Source organism: Pseudomonas sp. V98_8, assembly GCF_029967975.1.
In the GTDB taxonomy this organism is placed as follows: domain Bacteria; phylum Pseudomonadota; class Gammaproteobacteria; order Pseudomonadales; family Pseudomonadaceae; genus Aquipseudomonas; species Aquipseudomonas umsongensis.
On the sequence record NZ_JASCAE010000082.1, the window covers coordinates 17839 to 38443 of the forward strand.

Annotated in this window: 16 protein-coding genes; 1 reads left to right on the forward strand and 15 read right to left on the reverse strand. The window is 60.3% G+C overall.

All coding sequences use genetic code 11. The features are described from left to right. Positions 1 to 24: 24 nt before the first annotated feature. The gene (locus tag QLG10_RS24830) at positions 25 to 1767 is read left to right on the forward strand and encodes an ABC transporter substrate-binding protein (RefSeq protein WP_110754339.1); all 1743 of its coding nucleotides are present in this window, start codon (positions 25 to 27) and stop codon (positions 1765 to 1767) included. 651 nt (positions 1768 to 2418) lie between these two features. Here the strand turns inward: QLG10_RS24830 and nuoN are convergent. The 15 genes from nuoN to QLG10_RS24905 form a co-directional block, all read right to left on the reverse strand. Then, positions 2419 to 3882, reverse strand: a complete 1464-nt coding sequence (gene nuoN / locus QLG10_RS24835; protein ID WP_020799549.1) for an NADH-quinone oxidoreductase subunit NuoN — start codon at positions 3880 to 3882, stop codon at positions 2419 to 2421. Positions 3883 to 3889: 7 nt separating this feature from the next. Beyond that, positions 3890 to 5422: an NADH-quinone oxidoreductase subunit M gene (gene nuoM / locus QLG10_RS24840; protein WP_110754337.1), complete on the reverse strand. Its 1533-nt coding sequence runs from the start codon at positions 5420 to 5422 to the stop codon at positions 3890 to 3892. Between the two features lie 39 nt (positions 5423 to 5461). After that, on the reverse strand, positions 5462 to 7315 hold the full coding sequence (gene nuoL, locus QLG10_RS24845; protein WP_110754335.1) for an NADH-quinone oxidoreductase subunit L: 1854 nt from the start codon (positions 7313 to 7315) through the stop codon (positions 5462 to 5464). Beyond that, positions 7312 to 7620 (reverse strand): NADH-quinone oxidoreductase subunit NuoK, encoded by a 309-nt coding sequence (gene nuoK / locus QLG10_RS24850; protein WP_007946416.1) that lies wholly within the window; start codon positions 7618 to 7620, stop codon positions 7312 to 7314. The genes nuoL and nuoK overlap by 4 nt, the downstream gene beginning before the upstream one ends. 2 nt (positions 7621 to 7622) lie before the next feature. Continuing rightward, entirely contained in the window at positions 7623 to 8126 is a 504-nt protein-coding gene (nuoJ, locus tag QLG10_RS24855) for an NADH-quinone oxidoreductase subunit J (protein WP_008061982.1), read from the reverse strand. Between the two features lie 9 nt (positions 8127 to 8135). Beyond that, positions 8136 to 8684 carry an NADH-quinone oxidoreductase subunit NuoI gene (gene nuoI / locus QLG10_RS24860; RefSeq protein ID WP_032831797.1) on the reverse strand — a complete coding sequence of 183 codons (549 nt, stop codon included), beginning with the start codon at positions 8682 to 8684 and terminating at the stop codon, positions 8136 to 8138. 9 nt (positions 8685 to 8693) lie between these two features. Beyond that, positions 8694 to 9701, reverse strand: coding sequence for an NADH-quinone oxidoreductase subunit NuoH (gene nuoH, locus QLG10_RS24865; protein ID WP_110754333.1), 1008 nt, complete (start codon positions 9699 to 9701; stop codon positions 8694 to 8696). Beyond that, a complete protein-coding gene (gene nuoG / locus QLG10_RS24870) occupies positions 9698 to 12412 on the reverse strand; it encodes an NADH-quinone oxidoreductase subunit NuoG (RefSeq protein ID WP_188264985.1) in 2715 nt (904 codons plus the stop codon). The genes nuoH and nuoG overlap by 4 nt, the downstream gene beginning before the upstream one ends. Positions 12413 to 12549: 137 nt before the next feature. Beyond that, on the reverse strand, positions 12550 to 13905 hold the full coding sequence (gene nuoF / locus QLG10_RS24875) for an NADH-quinone oxidoreductase subunit NuoF (RefSeq protein ID WP_110754329.1): 1356 nt from the start codon (positions 13903 to 13905) through the stop codon (positions 12550 to 12552). Continuing rightward, positions 13902 to 14399, reverse strand: coding sequence for an NADH-quinone oxidoreductase subunit NuoE (gene nuoE, locus QLG10_RS24880; RefSeq protein ID WP_008053447.1), 498 nt, complete (start codon positions 14397 to 14399; stop codon positions 13902 to 13904). The genes nuoF and nuoE overlap by 4 nt, the downstream gene beginning before the upstream one ends. A gap of 2 nt (positions 14400 to 14401) precedes the next feature. Next, positions 14402 to 16186, reverse strand: a complete 1785-nt coding sequence (gene nuoC / locus QLG10_RS24885; RefSeq protein WP_110754327.1) for an NADH-quinone oxidoreductase subunit C/D — start codon at positions 16184 to 16186, stop codon at positions 14402 to 14404. A gap of 72 nt (positions 16187 to 16258) precedes the next feature. Then, entirely contained in the window at positions 16259 to 16933 is a 675-nt protein-coding gene (locus tag QLG10_RS24890; RefSeq protein WP_007970441.1) for an NADH-quinone oxidoreductase subunit B, read from the reverse strand. Positions 16934 to 16943: 10 nt separating this feature from the next. Next, positions 16944 to 17357 carry an NADH-quinone oxidoreductase subunit A gene (locus tag QLG10_RS24895; RefSeq protein ID WP_003223812.1) on the reverse strand — a complete coding sequence of 138 codons (414 nt, stop codon included), beginning with the start codon at positions 17355 to 17357 and terminating at the stop codon, positions 16944 to 16946. 550 nt (positions 17358 to 17907) lie between these two features. Next, positions 17908 to 19233 (reverse strand): isocitrate lyase, encoded by a 1326-nt coding sequence (gene aceA / locus QLG10_RS24900; RefSeq protein ID WP_179054555.1) that lies wholly within the window; start codon positions 19231 to 19233, stop codon positions 17908 to 17910. 459 nt (positions 19234 to 19692) lie between these two features. Further along, positions 19693 to 20469, reverse strand: a complete 777-nt coding sequence (locus QLG10_RS24905) for a secretin N-terminal domain-containing protein (RefSeq protein WP_188264986.1) — start codon at positions 20467 to 20469, stop codon at positions 19693 to 19695. Between the last annotated feature and the right edge of the window lie 136 nt (positions 20470 to 20605).

The window sequence follows — 20605 nt, forward strand, 5'->3', positions numbered from 1 at the left end:
CCGAAACTCAATAAGGAGGTCTCTATGTTCGACAAAAACAATAAGCTGCGACATAGCATTTCATTGGCAGCCATGCTGGCACTCAGCGGTTTGAGCGCATCTGCCTGGGCCGATGCCTACGAAGACGCCGCGAAGAAATGGATCGGCAGTGAGTTCAAGCCGTCGACCCTGACGGCCGATCAGCAACTCGAGGAGCTCAAGTGGTTCATCAAGGCAGCGGAGCCGTTTCGCGGCATGAGCATCAAGGTGGTGTCGGAAACCATCGCCACCCACGAATACGAGTCCAAGGTGCTGGCCAAGGCCTTTAGCGAAATCACCGGAATCAAGCTGACCCACGACCTGCTGCAGGAAGGCGATGTGGTGGAAAAGCTGCAGACGCAGATGCAGTCGGACAAGAACATCTATGACGGCTGGGTGAACGACTCGGACCTGATCGGTACGCACTTTCGATACGGCAAGACCGAATCGATCACCGACCTGATGGCCAACGAGGGCAAGAACTTCACCTCGCCGACCCTGGACATCAAGGACTTCATCGGCATCTCCTTCACCACCGCGCCGGACGGCAAGATCTATCAATTGCCTGACCAGCAGTTCGCCAACCTTTACTGGTTCCGCGCCGACTGGTTCGAACGTGCGGACCTCAAGGCCAAGTTCAAGGAAAAGTACGGCTACGAGCTGGGTGTACCGGTGAACTGGTCGGCCTATGAAGACATCGCCAAGTTCTTCAGCGAAGACGTCAAGGAAATCGACGGCAAGCGTGTCTACGGGCACATGGACTACGGCAAGAAAGACCCGTCCCTGGGCTGGCGCTTCACTGACGCCTGGTTCTCCATGGCCGGTGGTGGCGACAAGGGCATTCCCAACGGCCTACCGGTGGATGAATGGGGTATCCGGGTCGAGGATTGCCATCCGGTCGGCTCCAGCGTGACACGCGGTGGCGACACCAACGGCCCGGCGGCAGTGTTCGCCACCACCAAATACGTGGACTGGATGAAGAAATACGCACCACCGGAAGCGGCGGGCATGACCTTTTCCGAGTCCGGGCCGGTGCCTTCCCAGGGCAACATCGCCCAGCAGATCTTCTGGTACACCGCCTTCACCGCCGACATGACCAAGCCGGGCCTGGCAGTGATGAACGCCGATGGCACGCCGAAATGGCGCATGGCACCGTCGCCACGCGGACCGTACTGGGAGGAGGGCATGAAGCTGGGGTATCAGGACGTGGGTTCCTGGACGTTCATGAAGTCCACGCCTGAGAAGCAGAAACTGGCAGCCTGGCTGTACGCGCAGTTCGTGACCTCCAAAACCGTGTCGCTGAAGAAAACCATCGTCGGCCTGACCCCGATCCGCGAATCGGACATCAACTCGCAGGCCATGACCGACCTGGCACCGAAACTCGGCGGCCTGGTGGAGTTCTACCGCAGCCCGGCCCGCGTGCAATGGACCCCAACCGGGACCAACGTGCCGGACTATCCACGCCTGGCGCAACTGTGGTGGAGCCACATCGCCGAAGCCGCCAGCGGCGAAAAAACCCCACAACAGGCACTCGACGGCCTGGCCAAGGACCAGGACGCAATCATGTCCCGGTTGGAACGCTCGAAGGCCCAAGCCACCTGCGCCCCGAAAATGAACCCCGAGCGCGACGCGCAGTACTGGTTCGACCAACCGGGCGCCCCGAAACCGAAACTGGCAAACGAGAAACCGCAGGGTGAAACCGTGAGTTATGCCGAGCTGCTGAAGTCGTGGGAGGCGGCGCGTAAGTAAAAGTTTGGTAGGTGAAATGCGAACGGCACCCGAAGGTGCCGTTTCCATTTGTGTCTGATAAGGCCTCTTCGCGAGCAAGCCCGCTCCCACATTAGATCGGCGTCGGACTCAAGTTTTGTGGTCACTGCAGATCAACTGTGGGAGTGGGCTTGCTCGCGAAGAGGCCGTCTCTGGCAATCGATATCTAATGGACGGTCAAATGTATGAAGGTTAAAAGATCGCAGCCTTCGGCAGCTCCTACAGGGTGTACCTCGTTCCAATGTAGGAGCTGCCGAAGGCTGCGATCTTTTGAGGTTGACTCAATAACAAAAACGGCACCCGAAGGTGCCGTTTCCATTTGTGTCTGATAAGGCCTCTTCGCGAGCAAGCCCGCTCCCACATTAGATCGGCGTCGGACTCAAGTTTTGTGGTCACTGCAGATCAACTGTGGGAGTGGGCTTGCTCGCGAAGAGGCCGTCTCTGGCAATCGATATCTAATGGACGGTCAAATGTATGAAGGTTAAAAGATCGCAGCCTTCGGCAGCTCCTACAGGGTGTACCTCGTTCCAATGTAGGAGCTGCCGAAGGCTGCGATCTTTTGAGGTTGACTCAATAACAAAAACGGCACCCGAAGGTGCCGTTTCCGTTTACTACCGAGTGTCGCTTAAGCGATCAACCCGCCAGACCCGATTGCTGTACCAGGTTCAACAGCGGCTGTGGATACAGGCCGAGGAAGAACGCCAGTACCGCGATGGCCAGCAGCATCACGCCGCCTGCACGTTGTTCCCAGTGCAGTTGCGCATCGTGGCGACGCAGGTTCGGTTCGATCAGGTACAGGGTGACCATGACGCGCAGGTAGTAGAACACGCCGATGGCGCTGCCCAGTACCAGGGAGCCGACCAGCCACCATTGTTGCGACTGGACACCGGTGGCGATGATGTAGAACTTGCCGATGAAGCCCGCGGTCAGCGGGATACCGGCCAGGGACAGCATCATCACGGTCAGTACGGCGGTCAGGTACGGACGGCGCCAGAACAGGCCGCGGTATTCGTACAGGGCATCGGCGTCACGGCCGTTGTACGGCGAGGACATCAGGGTGATCACGCCGAAGGCGCCAAGGCTGGTGATCACGTAGGTGACCAGGTATACGCCGATGGCTTCCACGGCCAGGCCCTTGCTCGCCACCAGGGCGATCAGCAGGTAACCGAAGTGAGCAATGGACGAGTAACCCAGCAGACGCTTGAGGTTGCTCTGGGTCAGCGCCAACAGGTTACCGAACAGGATCGACGCGATGGCGATGATGGTCAGCACGTCGCTCAGTACACCGCTGCTCGCCGCTGGCGAGATCTGGAACAGACGCACCATCACCGCGAACACCGCGACTTTGGAGGCCGTTGCCAGGAACGCTGCAACCGGCGCGGGCGCACCTTCGTAGACGTCCGGGGTCCATAGGTGGAACGGTACCAGCGACAGTTTGAACGCCAGGCCGATCAGCATCATGCCCAGGCCCAGTTGTGCCAGCGAGCTTGGCAGGCCGGTGGCCGCCAGGGCCTGGCCGATACCGACGAAGCTCAGGGAGCCGGAGTCGGCATACAGCAGCGCCATGCCGAACAACAGGAACGCGGAACCGGCAGCCGACAGCACCATGTACTTGATACCGGCTTCCAGCGAGCGCTTGTTGAAGAAGGCATAGGCCACCAGGCCGTAGACCGGTACCGAGAGCAGTTCCAGGCCAATGAACAAGCCTGCCAGGTGCTGTGCGCTGACCAGGACCAGGCCGCCGGCGGCGGCCATCAGGATCAGCAGGTACAGTTCTTCACGGTTGCCCGGGTAACCCGAACCGCCATCGCCGAGGTAGGCGTGGGCAAGGGTCACGCAAGCGAGGGTGGCGACCAGGATCAGCGCCATGTACAGGCAGGCAAAAGTATCGATCTGCAGCAATGGCGTCACGGCCAGGGGCGCGACTTTCAGGGCTGGCAGGATCGACAGCAAAGCCAGGTTCAGACCCGCCACCGACAGCAGGAAGGTCTGGGAGTGGTTGCGGCGCCAGGCAATCGCCAGCATCACCACGATGATCGTGGCGCTGGTGATCAACAACGGCGCTAGCGCGATAAAGTGTTGAGTCGTGAATTCCATAGCGCTCTTACCGGGCCGAAGCGAGTTGAGTGAAGGCGGTGCCGAGCCATTGCTGCACGCCATGCATCGTAGCGGCAGAGGTATCGAGGAACGGTTGCGGGTAGACGCCGATGTAGACCAGCAGCGCTGCCAGGCCGACCACCATGATCATTTCGCGACCGTCCATGCCATGCAGCACCGCATCCGACTTGGCCGGGCCGAAGTACGCACGGTGGATCATGATCAGCGAGTAGACCGAACCGAACACCAGGCCGGACGTCGCGATGATGGTGACCCATGGCGCGATCGGGAAGGTGCCGATCAGGATCAGGAACTCACCGACGAAGTTACCGGTACCCGGCAGGCCCAGCGACGCCGCTGCAAAGAACAGGCTGAGGGCCGGCAGGTAGGCGATCTTCGACCACAGGCCGCCCATCTCGCGCATGTCGCGAGTGTGGGTACGCTCGTACAGCTGGCCGCTGAGGATAAAGAGTGCCGCCGCCGACAGGCCGTGCGCCAGCATCTGCATCACCGCGCCCTGCAGCGCCAGTTGGCTGCCGGAATAGATGCCGATCAGTACGAAGCCCATGTGGGAAACGGACGAGAAGGCAATCAGACGCTTGATGTCGGTTTGCGCGAACGCCAGGAACGCGCCGTAGAAGATCCCGATCAGACCCAGGGTCATGGCGAACGGCGCGAACTCGGCCGACGCATTCGGGAACAGCGGCAGGGCGAAACGCAGCAGGCCGTAGGCAGCGGTCTTCAGCAAGATACCGGCCAGGTCCACGGAACCTGCGGTCGGCGCCTGGGCGTGAGCGTCAGGCAACCAGGAGTGGAACGGTACGACTGGCAGCTTCACCGCGAAGGCGATGAAGAAGCCGAGCATCAGGATGTACTCGGTGGTGGTCGACATCTTGGTTTTCAACAGGTCGGCGTAGTTGAACGTAATCACGCCGGTGTCGTTGAAGTTGACCAGTACCAGGCCCAGGATCGCCACCAGCATGATCAGGCCGGAAGCCTGAGTGAAGATGAAGAACTTGGTCGCCGCGTAGATCCGGGTTTTCTTGCCGTCCGAAGAACTGTGACCCCAGAGCGCGATGAGGAAGTACATCGGCACCAGCATCATTTCCCAGAAGAAGAAGAACATGAACAGGTCGAGGGCCAGGAACACGCCGACGACACCGCCCAGGATCCACATCAGGTTCAAGTGGAAGAAGCCCACGTGACGCTGGATCTCTTTCCACGAGCAGAGTACCGAGAGGACACCCAGCAGGCCGGTCAGCATGATCATCAACAGCGACAGGCCGTCGAGGGCCAGGTGCACGTTGATGCCGAAGCGCTGGATCCAGACGTGCTTGAACTCAAGCGCCCAGGTCGGATCGGCGCCAGGCGCCGGGGCAAACGAATAGTCGCCGTTAGCCCACAGCCAGAGGCCGAGGGCGAGCAACAGGGACATGGTGATCAGCGCAATCCAGCGGGGGAGGGTGGCGCCGAAGCGCTCACCCAGCCAGCACAGCAGGCCGCCGATGAAGGGGATCAGGATTAGCCAAGGCAGAATCATGACGGGCTCAATTCCTTTCGCAAGTTCGCAAGGTTCATATCAGACCGCTACCAGCACGACGGCGCCGATTACCAGCACGGCACCAGCAGCCATCGAGGCGGCATACCAACGCAGTTGACCCGTCTCGGTACGGCTCAGGGCGGTGTGACCGCCTTTGGCCATGCGCGGGATCAGGCCGATGGTCTGGTCCAGTGGGTCTTTGCGCAGGATGTGGCTGATCGCCAGGTATGGCTTGACGAACAGTTTGTCGTAGATCCAGTCGAAGCCCCAGGCAGCGAACCACCAGGCCGAGAGGAAACGGCCGATGCCGCTGTTGGCGATGGCGGTGACGAAGCGACGCTTGCCGAGGAACAGCAGCGCAGCCAGCAGGATACCGGACAGGGCGATGGCGCCCGAGGCGATTTCCAGGCTGTGCTTGGCTTCGCCGCCGGCATGGCCAACGCTTTGCGGCAGTACGCCGTGCAGTGGTGGAACGATCATCGCGCCAATGGCGGTGGACAATACGATCAGCACCGACAGCGGCAGCCAGTGGGCAATGCCGTGACCGGCGTGGGCTTCGGTCTTCGCTTCACCGTGGAACGCGATGAAGATCAGGCGGAAGGTGTACAGCGAGGTCATGAACGCGCCGACCAGACCTGCGTAGAGCAGACCGTGGTTGCCGCTGGCGAACGCTTCCCAGAGGATTTCGTCCTTGGAGTAGAAACCTGCGGTCACCAGTGGCAGGGCCGCCAGGGCCGCACCGCCAACGATGAAGCTGGCGTAGGCCAGGGGCAGTTTCTTCCACAGGCCGCCCATCTTGAAGATGTCCTGCTCGTGGTGGCAGGCAACGATCACCGCACCGGAGGCAAGGAACAACAGCGCCTTGAAGAAGGCGTGGGTCATCAGGTGGAAGATCGCGCCGTCCCAGGCGCCAACGCCCAGGGCCAGGAACATGTAGCCGATCTGGCTCATGGTCGAGTAGGCGAGGATACGCTTGATGTCGGTTTGAACCAGGGCGGCAAAACCTGCCAGCACCAGGGTCACACCGCCGACGATGCCGACCAGGTGCAGGATCTCCGGCGCCAGGGTGAACAGGCCGTGGGTACGGGCGATCAGGTAGACGCCCGCGGTCACCATGGTTGCGGCGTGGATCAGTGCCGAAACCGGGGTAGGACCGGCCATCGCATCCGCCAGCCAGGTTTGCAGCGGCAGTTGCGCGGATTTACCGACAGCGCCGCCCAGCAGCATCAGGGTGGCCATGACCATCCAGAAGTCGCCGGCCTGGAATTTCTGCGGTGCCAGCACCAGCAGTTCCTGGACGTTCAGCGTGCCCAGTTGGGCGAACAGGATGAACAGGCCGATGGCCATGAACACGTCGCCGATACGGGTCACGATGAAGGCCTTGAGCGCGGCGTTGCCGTTGTTGCGGTTGCTGTAGTAGAAACCGATCAACAGGTACGAGCACAGGCCCACGCCTTCCCAGCCGAAGTACAGGAACAACAGGTTATCGCCCAGCACCAGGAACAGCATGCTGGCGATAAACAGGTTGGTGTAGGCGAAGAAGCGCGAGTAACCGGCTTCACCGCGCATGTACCAGGACGCGAACAGGTGGATCAGGAAACCCACGCCAACCACCACACCGAGCATGGTCAGGGACAGACCATCCAGGTACAGCGCGAAGTTCGGCGTGAAGCCTTCCACCGCCATCCACTGCCACAGCACCAGGGTGTAGTGGCCGCCTTCAGGAGGCGCGACGTTGAACTGCCAGATCACATAAGCCGCGACGATGGCAGACAAGCCGACGGAACCGACGCCGATCAGCGCCGAGAGGTTTTCCGAGAGGCGTCCACGGGAGAACGACAGCAGCAGGAAACCAATGAGAGGGAATACGAAAGTCAGATAGAGAAGATTCATCCGCGCATCTCGCTGGCAGCGTCGATATCGAGAGTGTGGAAGCGGCGGTACAGCTGCAACAGGATCGCCAGGCCGATACTGGCCTCGGCGGCTGCCAGGCTGATCACCAGGATGAACATGATCTGTCCATCCGGCTGCGCCCAACGGCTACCGGCCACGATGAAAGCCAAGGCGGAGGCATTCATCATGACCTCCAGGCTCATCAGCACGAAGAGAATGTTGCGGCGGACCATCAGGCCGACCAGACCGAGGCAGAACAGGATGCCGGCGACCGCCAGACCATGCTCCATGGGGATAGCAGGCATCGTCATTGCTCCTTGGCTTCGTTACGGCCCAAATGGAACGCCGTGACGGCTGCGGCAAGCAGCAGCATCGAGGCGAGTTCGACCACCAGCAGGTACGGGCCGAACAGGCTGATGCCCACGGCCTTGGCGTCTACGGTGGTGTGGCCGACGGCCTCACCGGTCTGGTGGGAGAACAGCACATACAGCAGTTCCACCAGCAGCAGCGCAGCCAGGGCGACCGGGCCGCCCCAAATACCGGGCTTGAGCCAGACGCGCTCTTGCTGAACCGAGGCCGGGCCAAGGTTCAGCATCATCACCACGAACACGAACAGCACCATGATGGCGCCAGCGTAGGCGATCACTTCCAGGACACCGGCAAACGGCGCGCCGAGGGCGAAAAACGTCATCGCCACGGCAATCAGCGAAATGATCAGGTAGAGCAGGGCGTGCACAGGGTTGGTGTTGGTGATCACGCGAAGCGTGGACACCACAGCGATACCCGATGCGAAATAGAAAGCGAATTCCATCTTTCTTCCTTAAGGCAGCAAGCTCTTCACGTTGATCGGTTCGGCTTCATTCTGCGCGGAGCCCTTCGGCTTACCGGCAATCGCCATACCTGCAACACGATAGAAGTTGTAATCAGGGTTTTTGCCGGGGCCGGAGATCAGCAGATCTTCTTTCTCGTAAACCAGGTCCTGACGTTTGAACTCGGCCATTTCGAAATCCGGCGTGAGCTGGATCGCGGTGGTCGGGCAGGCTTCCTCGCAGAGGCCGCAAAAGATGCAGCGCGAGAAGTTGATGCGGAAGAAGTCCGGGTACCAGCGACCGTCTTCGGTTTCAGCTTTCTGCAGCGAGATGCAACCGACCGGGCACGCCACGGCGCACAGGTTGCAGGCGACGCAACGCTCTTCGCCGTCGGGGTCGCGGGTCAGAACGATACGGCCACGGTAGCGCGGCGGCAGGTAGACCGGCTCTTCCGGGTACTGCAGCGTGTCGCGCTTGCGGAAGGCGTGGCCGAAAATCATCACCAGGCTGCGAAGCTGGGTGTAGAAGCCATGCACGATGTCAAATATGTACTTCATGATTCTCTATCCTCACTGAGCCGCGACGGCGGGCGTGTTGAGCAACACGATCGCAGCGGTCACCAGCATGTTGACGAGGGTCAGCGGCAGGCAGAACTTCCAGCTGAAATCCATCACCTGGTCATACCGTGGGCGCGGGATCGAAGCGCGCAACAGGATGAACATCATGATGAAGAACGCGGTTTTCAGTGCGAACCAGATGAACGGGATCTGCGGCAGGATGTTGAACGGACCGTGCCAGCCACCGAAGAACAAGGTCACCAGCAGCGCCGAAATCAACACGATGCCGATGTACTCGCCGACGAAGAACATGCCCCATTTCATGCCGGCGTATTCAATGTGGTAACCGTCGGCCAGTTCCTGCTCCGCTTCCGGCTGGTCGAACGGGTGACGGTGAGTCACGGCGACGCCAGCGATGAAGAAGGTCAGGAAACCGAAGATCTGCGGAATGATGAACCACATGTTCTGCGCCTGGTATTCAACGATGTCGCGCATGTTGAACGAGCCCACCTGGATCACGATGCCCATCAGCGACAGGCCCATGAACACTTCGTACGACACGGTCTGTGCCGAGGCCCGCAAGCTGCCCAGCAGGGCGAACTTGTTGTTGCTCGACCAGCCGGCGAACAGCACCGCGTAGACCGACAGACCGGCCATGGCGAAGAAGAACAGGATGCCGATGTTGATATCCGCCACGCCCCAGGTCGGGGTGATCGGGATGATCGCGAAGGCAATCAGCAGCGCGCTCATGGCCACGACCGGTGCCAGGGTGAAGATCATCTTGTCGGCGAATGGAGGCGTCCAGTCTTCCTTGAAGAACATCTTGATCATGTCGGCGGCGATCTGGAACGCGCCGAACGGACCAACGCGGTTCGGACCGTAACGGTCCTGCCAGAGAGCGAGCAGACGACGCTCGACCCAGCTGAGCAGGGCGCCGCAAACCACCACGGCGAGCAGGATCACCACGGCCTTGAGGACCGCGATGATCACGTCGATCACTTCAGGAGTGAACAAGGTCATTGAGCTGCCTCCTGCAGACCGTCAACGGATTTACCAAAGATCGCTGGCGGAATGCCGGCGATGCCCGCAGGCAAGGCCACCAGGCCCGCGCCCAGTTCTTCGTTGATGCGCAGCGGCAGACGCAGGGTCTGGCCAGCCACGTTCAAGCTCAGCATGGCGCCGTCGTTGACACCCAGGCGGTCGGCTTCGGATTTGGCCAAGGCGACGTAGGCGGCCGGAATGCGTTCCTGGACCGGCGCGGCTTTCGAAGAGTTCTCTTCGCTGCCGAACAGGTGGAAGAACGGCACGACCTGCCAGGTGCCCGGGGCCGGGTTGAACGCGCGTGGAACACTGGCGAACCAGTTCAGCGAATCACCGGTGCTTTCGATCAGGCGGGTGCCCGGGTCGCCAGCACGGATGTGACCACCGACTTCGTCCTGGAACTTGTTCCAGGCTTGCGGCGAGTTCCAGCCCGGAGACCAGGCGAATGGCACTTGCTGGCGCGGTTCGGCCGAGCCCGAGTAACCTTCCATCGAGAACGCGAACGCGGTGTCCTTGTCCTGCGGGGTACGCGGTTCGTGCACGCTGATGTCGGCGCGCATGGCGGTACGACCGGAGTAACGCAGCGGTTCACGGGCCAGTTTCATGCCCTTGATGCGGAACGCGGCGGACGGAGCGGCATCGACGATGCGGTTCAATTGCGGCGTGCTTGCAGCCACGGCAGCGGTGACGTGGTCCAGTTGGGTCCAGTCGATCGGCTGGTTCAGCAGGGTCGCACGCAGGGCATGCAGCCAGCGCCAGCCTTCGTGAACCAGGATGCTCGCGTCCATGTACTTCGGATCGAACACCTGGAAGAAGCGCTGGGCGCGACCTTCCTGGCTAACCAGGGTGCCGTCGCCTTCAGCGAAGCTGGCGGCTGGCAGGACCAGGTGCGCGCGATCGCTGGTAGCGGTCTTCTGGTGATCAGCCACGATCAGCACTTTGGTGGCGTTCAGGGCAGCGTCGACCTTGGCCTTGTCAGTGCGGGTGTACAGATCGTTTTCCAGCACGACGATGGCGTCGGCCTTACCGTCGATCACCGCTTGGAGGGCTGCATCGACCGATTCGCCACCGAGCATGGCCAGGCCGAGGCTGTTGGCCTCTGGCACGATCAGGCTGATGGAACCGTTCTTCTCGCGCAGCTTAAGGGCCTTGGCGATGTTCGCGGCAGCTTCGATCAGGGCTTTGGAACCCAGGGAGGTGCCGGCGATGATCAGTGGGCGCTTGGCCGCGAGCAGGGCGTCGGCAATGCGCTTGGCCAGATCGAGGGCTTCGGCGTCCAGGCCTTCGACGGCCGGAGCGCTGGCGTCGAGGGCGTGAGCCACGGCGAAACCGATGCGGGCCAGGTCGTCGGGAGCGGCGTGTACGCACTCTTCGGCGATGTCGTCGAGCTTGGTTTCAGCCAGGCTGGCGATGAACAGCGGGTTCAGCGCGTGCTGGCCGATGTTCTTCACCGCAGCGTCGAGCCAAGGCTGGACGCGCATGGCGTCAGCCATGTCTTCGGCCTTGCCCTTGACCGATTGACGCAGGGACAGGGCCATACGGGCAGCAGTCTGGGTCAGGTCTTCACCGAGGACGAACACGGCGTCGTGGTCTTCGATGTCGCGCATGTTCGGCACAGGCAGCGGGCTGTCGTTCAGCACCTGCAGGACCAGACGGATGCGTTCCAGCTCGGCAGCTTCGATACCGGAGTAGAAGTGCTCGGCACCGACCAGTTCGCGCAACGCGTAGTTGCTTTCGAGGCTGGCGCGGGGCGAACCGATACCGACGATGTTGCGACCGCGCAGCAGGTCGGCGGCTTTATCCAGGGCTTCGTCGAGGCTCAGCTTGGCGCCATTGGCCAGCAGGGGCTGACGTGGGCGGTCTTCGCGGTTGACGTAGCCATAGCCGAAACGGCCACGGTCGCACAGGAAGTACTGGTTCACCGAACCGTTGTAGCGGTTTTCGATACGACGCAGTTCACCGTAGCGCTCACCCGGGGAGATGTTGCACCCGCTGGAGCAGCCATGGCAGATGCTTGGCGAGAACTGCATGTCCCACTTGCGGTTGTAGCGCTCGGAGTGAGTCTTGTCGGTGAACACACCGGTCGGGCAGACCTCGGTCAGGTTGCCGGAGAACTCGCTTTCCAGCACGCCGTCTTCAACGCGACCGAAGTACACGTTGTCGTGGGCGCCGAATACGCCGAGGTCGGTGCCGCCAGCGTAGTCTTTATAGAAGCGCACGCAGCGGTAGCAAGCGATGCAGCGGTTCATCTCGTGGGAAATGAACGGGCCCAGTTGCTGGTTCTGGTGGGTACGCTTGGTGAAGCGGTAACGGCGCTCGTTGTGGCCGGTCATTACCGTCATGTCTTGCAGGTGGCAGTGACCGCCTTCCTCACAGACCGGGCAGTCGTGAGGGTGGTTGGTCATCAGCCATTCAACAACGCTGGCGCGAAATGCCTTGGACTCTTCATCGTCGATGGAGATCCAGGTGCCGTCGGTGGCAGGGGTCATGCAGGACATGACGATACGACCACGGGTGTCGTTCTCGTCGGTGTACTGCTTGACCGCGCACTGGCGGCAAGCGCCAACGCTGCCGAGGGCAGGGTGCCAGCAGAAATACGGAATATCGAGGCCCAGAGACAGACATGCCTGTAACAGGTTGTCTGCCCCATCGACTTCGAGCGCTTTGCCGTCTACGTGGATAGTGGCCATGGTTCAAAGTTCTTCGTTGGCCCGGTGTCAGCGGGCGTGGCTAATGGAATCTTGTTATCCGCGCGAATCAACACAGCCGATAAAGGCGTCATCGCACGAACAGCGAAGGGCACGGACCCTTCGCCTTGTTTAAGCATTTACGCGCCGACTACGATCGGCCTTGCCAGAGGCGGGACGGCGGCGCTGATGGGCGCGATGCCGGCTTCGAACTCGTGGCGGAAGTATTTGATGGCGCTGCCCAACGGCTCCACGGCACCCGGTGCGTGAGCACAGAAGGTCTTGCCTGGGCCGAGGAAGCCGACCAGGCCCAGCAGGGTCTCGATATCGCCGGCTTGCCCTTCACCGTTCTCGATGGCCATCAGCAGCTTGACGCTCCATGGCAGGCCATCGCGGCAAGGGGTGCAGAAGCCGCAGGATTCGCGGGCGAAGAACTGCTCCATGTTGCGCAGCAGGGACACCATGTTGACGCTGTCGTCCACCGCCATGGCCAGACCGGTACCCATACGGGTGCCCACCTTGGCGATGCCGCCGGCGTACATTTGTGCGTCCAGGTGTTCCGGCAACAGGAAGCCGGTACCGGCACCGCCAGGTTGCCAGGCCTTGAGCTTGTAACCGTCGCGCATGCCGCCAGCATAGTCTTCGAACAGCTCGCGAGCGGTGACGCCAAACGGCAGTTCCCACAGGCCAGGGTTCTTGACCTTGCCGGAGAAGCCCATGAGCTTGGTGCCCATGTCTTCGCTGCCTTCGCGAGCCAACGATTTGTACCAGTCCACGCCGTCGGCGATGATCGCCGGCACGTTGCACAGGGTTTCAACGTTGTTTACGCAGGTCGGCTTGCCCCACACGCCAACGGCGGCCGGGAAGGGCGGCTTGGAGCGCGGGTTGGCGCGGCGGCCTTCGAGGGAGTTGATCAGTGCGGTTTCTTCACCGCAGATGTAGCGCCCGGCACCGGTGTGGACGAACAGTTCGAAATCAAAACCCGAACCCAGGATGTTTTTACCCAAAAGGCCGGCTGCCTTGGCTTCTTCCACGGCACGGTTCAGGTGCTTGGCGGCGGTGGTGTATTCGCCACGCAGGAAGATGTAGCCACGGTAGGTTTTCAGGGCGCGGGCACTGATCAGCATTCCTTCGATCAGCAGATGGGGCAGTTGCTCCATCAGCATGCGGTCTTTCCAGGTGTTGGGTTCCATTTCATCCGCGTTGCACAGCAGGTAGCGGATGTTGATGGATTCGTCTTTTGGCATCAGGCCCCACTTCACGCCAGTGGGGAAGCCAGCACCGCCGCGGCCTTTAAGGCCGGAGTCTTTCACGGTCTGGACGATGTCGTCCTGGGCCATCTCGGCGAAAGCCTTGCGCGCAGCGGCGTAACCGTTCTTGGCCTGGTATTCGTCGAGCCATACGGCTTCGCCGTCGTCACGCAGGCGCCAGGTGAGCGGGTGAGTCTCGGCCGAACGCTTGATGCGGTTGGCCGGACCGAAGGAAGTCAGGGTCATACGTAGCCCTCGAGCAATTTGGCAACGCCTGCTGGCTGCACATCACCGAATGTGTCGTCGTCGATCATCAACGCCGGCGCCTTGTCGCAGTTGCCGAGGCAGCAGACCGGCAGCAGGGTGAAACGGCCGTCGGTGGTGGTTTGACCCAGGCCGATGCCGAGTTTGCTCTGGATTTCGCTGACCACCGACTCGTGGCCGCCGATGTAGCAGACCATGCTGTCGCAGACGCGAATGATGTGACGGCCCACTGGCTGACGGAAGATCTGGCTGTAGAACGTTGCCACGCCTTCAACGTCGCTGGCCGGGATGCCGAGGATCTCGCCGATGGCGTACAAGGCGCCGTCCGGCACCCAGCCACGTTCCTTCTGGACGATCTTCAGGGCTTCGATCGACGCCGCGCGCGGGTCTTCGTAGTGATGCAACTCGTGCTCGATGGCCGAGCGCTCGGTTTCACTCAAGGTGAAACGGTCTGTCTGGATAAGCGTGCTGTTCATGCTTAGCGGTCCACGTCGGCCATAACGAAATCGATACTACCCAGGTACGCGATCAAGTCCGCGACCATGCTGCCTTTGATCACCGAAGGGATCTGCTGCAGGTGCGGGAAGCTTGGGGTACGAATCCGGGTGCGGTAGCTCATGGTGCCGCCATCGCTCGTCAGGTAATAACTGTTGATGCCCTTGGTCGCTTCGATCATCTGGAAGGATTCGTTGGCCGGCATGACCGGGCCCCACGAAACTTGCAGGAAGTGCGTGATCAAGGTCTCGATGTGCTGCAGCGTGCGCTCTTTCGGCGGCGGCGTGGTCAGCGGGTGATCCGCCTTGTACGGGCCTTCCGGCATGTTGCGCAGGCACTGGTCGATGATCTTGATGCTCTGGCGCATTTCTTCCACGCGCACGATGCAACGGTCGTAGGCATCGCCATTGGCCGCCAGCGGCACTTCGAACTCGAAGTTTTCGTAGCCCGAGTACGGGCGCGCCTTACGCAGGTCGAAGTCGCAACCGGTGGCACGCAGGCCGGCACCGGTGACGCCCCATTCCAGGGCTTGCTTGGTGTTGTAGTCGGCGACGCCGATGGTCCGGCCACGCAGGATGCTGTTGTCCAGTGCGGCTTTCTGGTATTCGTCCAGGCGCTTGGGCATCCACTCGACGAAATCCTTGACCAGTTTTTCCCAGCCACGCGGCAGGTCGTGGGCGACGCCACCGATGCGGTACCAGGCCGGGTGCAGGCGGAAACCGGTAATGGCTTCGATCACCGTGTACGCCTTCTGGCGGTCGGTGAAGGTGAAGAACACCGGGGTCATGGCGCCAACGTCCTGGATGTAGGTACCCAGGAACAGCAGGTGGCTGGTGATCCGGAAGAACTCGGCCATCATGATGCGGATGACGTCGACCTTCTCAGGTACCTTGATGCCGGCCAGCTTCTCGACCGAGAGCACGTACGGCAGGTTGTTCATCACGCCGCCGAGGTAGTCGATACGGTCGGTGTACGGGATGAAGCTGTGCCAGGACTGACGCTCGGCCATCTTCTCGGCGCCACGGTGGTGGTAGCCGATGTCCGGAACGCAGTCGACGATCTCTTCGCCGTCCAGCTGCAGGATGATGCGGAACGCACCGTGCGCCGAAGGGTGGTTGGGACCCAGGTTGAGGAACATGTAGTCCTCGTTCGGGCCGGAACGCTTCATGCCCCAGTCTTCCGGTTTGAAGCGCGCGGCTTCTTCCTCGAGCTGTTGCTTGGCCAGGGTCAGGCTGAACGGGTCGAACTCGGTGGCACGGGCCGGGAAGTCCTTGCGCAGCGGGTGACCTTCCCAGGTCGGCGGCATCATGATGCGCGACAGGTGCGGGTGGCCTTTGAAGTCGATGCCGTACATGTCCCAGACTTCACGCTCGTACCAGTTGGCGTTGGGCCAGATGCTGGTGACGGTCGGTAAGCTGAGGTCGCTCTCGGACAAGGCGACCTTGATCATTACGTCACTATTACGCTCGATCGACATCAAGTGATAGAACACGGAGAAGTCGACGCCGTTCGGCAGCCCTTGACGCTTGGTGCGCAGGCGCTCGTCCACGCCGTGCAGGTCATAGAGCATGACGTACGGCTTGGGCAGGTTGCGCAGGAAGGTCAGGACTTCGACCAGCTTGGCGCGGGCAACCCAAAGCACCGGCATGCCGGTGCGGGTAGGCTGGGCGGTGAACGCCTCCGGGCCAAAACGATTGTTCAGTTCGACGACCACATCCTGGTCGTCTGCCTTATAAGGCGGGATGTACAGAGCACTGCCTGTAGTCATGGTTATTTATCGCTTTCGGTCAACGTAAAGAATGAAGCCAGTTTTTCGTTTCTTTGAAACAGCAGAACTGGATCAGACTTCGTCGGGGCTGCGCAGGTTGGTTACCTGAATACGCTGTTCGCGGCGCTTTTCCTTTTCGGACGGCATCTCGGCGCGATACACGCCTTGATCGCCAACGACCCAGGAAAGTGGGCGACGCTCCTGGCCAATCGACTCCTGCAGCAGCATCAGGCCTTGCAGGAAAGCTTCAGGGCGGGGCGGGCAGCCAGGCACGTAGACGTCCACGGGCAGGAACTTGTCCACCCCTTGAACGACGGAGTAGATGTCGTACATGCCACCGGAGTTGGCGCACGAACCCATGGAGATGACCCATTTAGGCTCGAGCATTTGCTCGTAGAGACGCTGAATGATCGGCGCCATCTTGATGAAGCAGGTACCGGCGATAACCATGAAATCCGCCTGGCGCGGCGATGCCCGGATAACTTCGGCGCCGAAGCGCGCGATGTCGTGGGGCGCCGTGAAGGCGGTGGTCATTTCCACGTAGCAGCACGAAAGACCGAAGTTATACGGCCACAGGGAGTTCTTGCGCCCCCAGTTGATCGTGCCGTTAAGCACGTCTTCGAGCTTGCCCATGAAAATGTTTTTGTGGACTTGATCTTCTAACGGATCGGAAACGGTTTCCCGCTGGCCGATCGGATACTGCTCGTTAGGAGCATCGGGGTCGATCCTGGTGAGATTGTATTGCATTGCCAAAGCCTCATTGTTTCAGCTTCGCTTGCCGCTTGCGCCGAGCTTCCGGAGCCCAGTCAAGGGCGCCCACTCGGAATAGGTAGACAAGACCTGCCAACAGAATTGCTATGAAAACGAGAGCTTCGACGAATCCGGTCCAGCCGCTTTCGCGGACGGACACAGACCATGCAAAGAGAAAGAGGGCTTCGATATCGAAGATCACGAACAGCATCGCGACCAGATAGAATTTGGCTGAGAGCCGCAAGCGGGCGCCACCTGTAGGTAGCATGCCGGACTCGAACGGTTCGTTTTTGCTGCGGCCCCAGGCTTTTGACCCAAGGAGGCTGGAGACGCCCAGCATGAAGGCACAGAGGCCGACGACGCCTAGAAGGAAAATGGCAAAGCCCCAGTTGTGGGCCATGAGTCCTGTCGCTTCGGGCATGCTGGTAATCCTTAACAGAGAGCAAAGGTCTCTGAGCTTGAAAAGGTAACAACGCAGTGACGATATGTCGCAGCAATCAATCCTGCTGATTTTATGGCTAAACACCCAGCAAGTAAAATTCCTATAGCGAAATTATTTATAGGAATAAGGACATAGCGAGCGGCAAAAGCGCCGTAGCCCTTGCGTTGCGGGCATTAGCCGGCTTTTTGGGAAATATGTTTTGTAGGGAATGTAACGAACATAGTTTTGGCTAAATGATAATCAATATTGTTTGAAAACTGTTTATGGGATTTATGGTTGGGAAGTTGTCTTTATTGCGCGTAACTGTAGGAGCTGACGAGTGAAGCAAGGCTACGATCTTTTGATTTTTTTAGCAGCAAGATCAAAAGATCGCAGCCTCGTTTCACTCGTCAGCTCCTACAGGGTTTTGGAGTATTTGTTGGATCGCGCGCAAAAAAAAACGCCCCGAACCAGTCGGGGCGTCAGGTGTGCAGCGCTACGGTTTGCTTTCTATAGAGCCCGCAGCGGCTGATGTCTCAAGCGAAGCAGATCAGTGGAACTGTTCTTCTTCGGTCGAACCGGTCAGTGCGGTCACCGACGACGAGCCACCCTGGATCACGGTGGTCATGTCGTCGAAGTAGCCGGTGCCCACTTCCTGCTGGTGAGCCACGAAGGTGTAGCCCTTGGCGGCGTCGGCGAATTCCTGCTCCTGCAGCTTCACGTAGGCAGTCATGTCGTTGCGGGCGTAGTCGTGCGCCAGGTTGAACATGCTGTGCCACATGTTGTGAATGCCGGCCAGGGTGATGAACTGGTGCTTGTAACCCATGGCGGACAGTTCTCGCTGGAACTTGGCGATGGTCGCGTCGTCCAGGTTTTTCTTCCAGTTGAAGGAAGGCGAGCAGTTGTACGACAGCAGTTGGTCCGGGTATTCCTTCTTGATCGCTTCAGCGAAGCGACGAGCTTCTTCCAGGTCTGGCTTGGCGGTTTCGCACCAGATCAGGTCGGCGTACGGTGCGTAGGCCAGGCCGCGAGCGATGGCCTGGTCCAGGCCGGCGCGCACTTTGTAGAAGCCTTCCTGGGTGCGTTCGCCAGTTACGAACGGCTGGTCGTACGGGTCGCAGTCGGAAGTCAGCAGGTCGGCGGCGTTAGCGTCGGTACGGGCCAGGATGATGGTCGGCGTGCCGGCAACGTCGGCTGCCAGGCGGGCAGCGGTCAGCTTCTGTACGGCTTCCTGGGTCGGAACCAGTACCTTGCCGCCCATGTGGCCGCATTTTTTCACGGAAGCCAGCTGGTCTTCGAAGTGAACGCCGGCGGCGCCTGCCTCGATCATGCTCTTCATCAGCTCGTAGGCGTTCAGTACGCCGCCGAAACCGGCTTCGGCGTCAGCCACGATTGGCGCGAAGTAGTCGATGTAGCCTTCGTCGCCCGGGTTCTTGCCGGCTTTCCACTGGATCTGGTCGGCACGACGGAACGCGTTGTTGATGCGCTTGACCACGGTTGGAACCGAGTCCACCGGGTACAGCGACTGGTCAGGGTACATCGATTCGGCGGAGTTGTTGTCCGCAGCCACTTGCCAGCCCGACAGGTAGATCGCCTGGATACCGGCTTTGACTTGTTGTACAGCCTGGCCGCCGGTCAGGGCGCCCATGCAGTTGACGAAATCTTTCTCAGGACGGAAGGCTGGCTTGGCACCCTGGGTAACCAGGTTCCACAGCTTCTCGGCGCCCATTTTTGCAAAGGTGTGCTCAGGTTGAACCGAGCCACGCAGGCGGACGACGTCAGCAGCGGAGTAAGTGCGTGTCACGCCTTTCCAGCGCGGGTTTTCAGCCCAGTCTTTTTCGAGGGCTGCAATTTGCTGTTCGCGTGTCAGTGCCATGGGAGATAAACCTCGTCGCGTCTTTATGAAAAGTTGTTCTGCGGTGGAAAATTCCTGCGCTCGCTGACCAGAAGCCTAGGTGGTCAAGTCGGGTTCGGCGGGGGTGGCGACGGAATGAACGATGGGCTCGAGGGGAAGTGAGCAGGTAAAGGCGAACTGCGGGCGCATTCGGGCGTCGTGGGCCTTGGTACGAACATCAGTGTGGTGCCGGATTACCTAATTACGCTTCCGTCCCTCGGGACAACTTCGTTCCAGTCGACAACCTCGTCAAACACACCTTGTGGGCGGTACAGACACGAAGCGGTTCGCGGTGTAGGTGCGAACATCGCCTCGAAGGCCCTTGCCAGGGCCCCTGATTAGCGGGAGCGAGGCCATCATGCCTTTGCTTTTTTGACTCGTCAAACGTTTTGTAGTGCTTTTTTTCAGGCACTACATCTTTGGTCTAATACGACCTGCCAGTCAGTTTTTGGTGTCTTGGTCCAAAGTATCGACTTTCACCCGCAGGGTCATGTCATCGCGCCCCTGGGTCCCGTAGCTGCGGGCCATGCCCTGTTTGTCGGCCTGTGTCTGGCGATTCACGCCAGCCAGCAGGATCCATTCCCCCAGGCGGCCGGTGACGGTTGTGTCGGTGCTTTGCACATTCACTACATCGGGACGTTCCTGGCTCAGGCGGTCACGGTTGGTACTGATCGAAAGGTGAACGATCTCGCCGGTGACGTTGGCGGTGACGTAAAAGCCCTGGGTGACATTGCGGTATTCGGTCTGGCTGCGCAGGTCGCCGTAGGAATCGACCTGGGTGCTGGTCAGCGGCACGCTCTGGCCGACCTGGATCAGCGCCGGCATGCCGTCGGTGGCCTGGATTTGCTGGATGCCACCCTCGCGACTGGCAGTGCTATGGCTGATGATTCGGGTCTGGCTCGGCTTGGCGCCGTTCACCCGATAACCCTGATCGCCCTGGACGTTGTTTTCGTTCGTATCGACCGTGATCAGCAAGCGTTTGGGCGCCGTATCGAGTTGGCTCAATAAAGCTTTAAGTTCGTCGATCTTGCGTTGATCGGCATTGACGATAAGTTGATTACCGTAAGCGCTGACTTGACCATCCTTGCCGATGAAATCCTGCGCAACCGGCAACATGTCCGCGCTTGTGTGGTAGTTCAGCGGCACGATTTCGGTGGCCGCCATGAGCGAAAAACTGCAGGTCACCAGCAGTGTGGTGAGCAGGGTGCGTAGGGACATATCCGTTATCTCCGCAATCAAAGGTCTTGATATTGCCAGTTTGTCGGCCTGGGAGGGGGCAAGTTGAATCGTAGACAGCAAAACGCCCCGGCATCGTATGATGCCAGGGCGTTTTGTGGTGGGCTTCTAGGCCTTT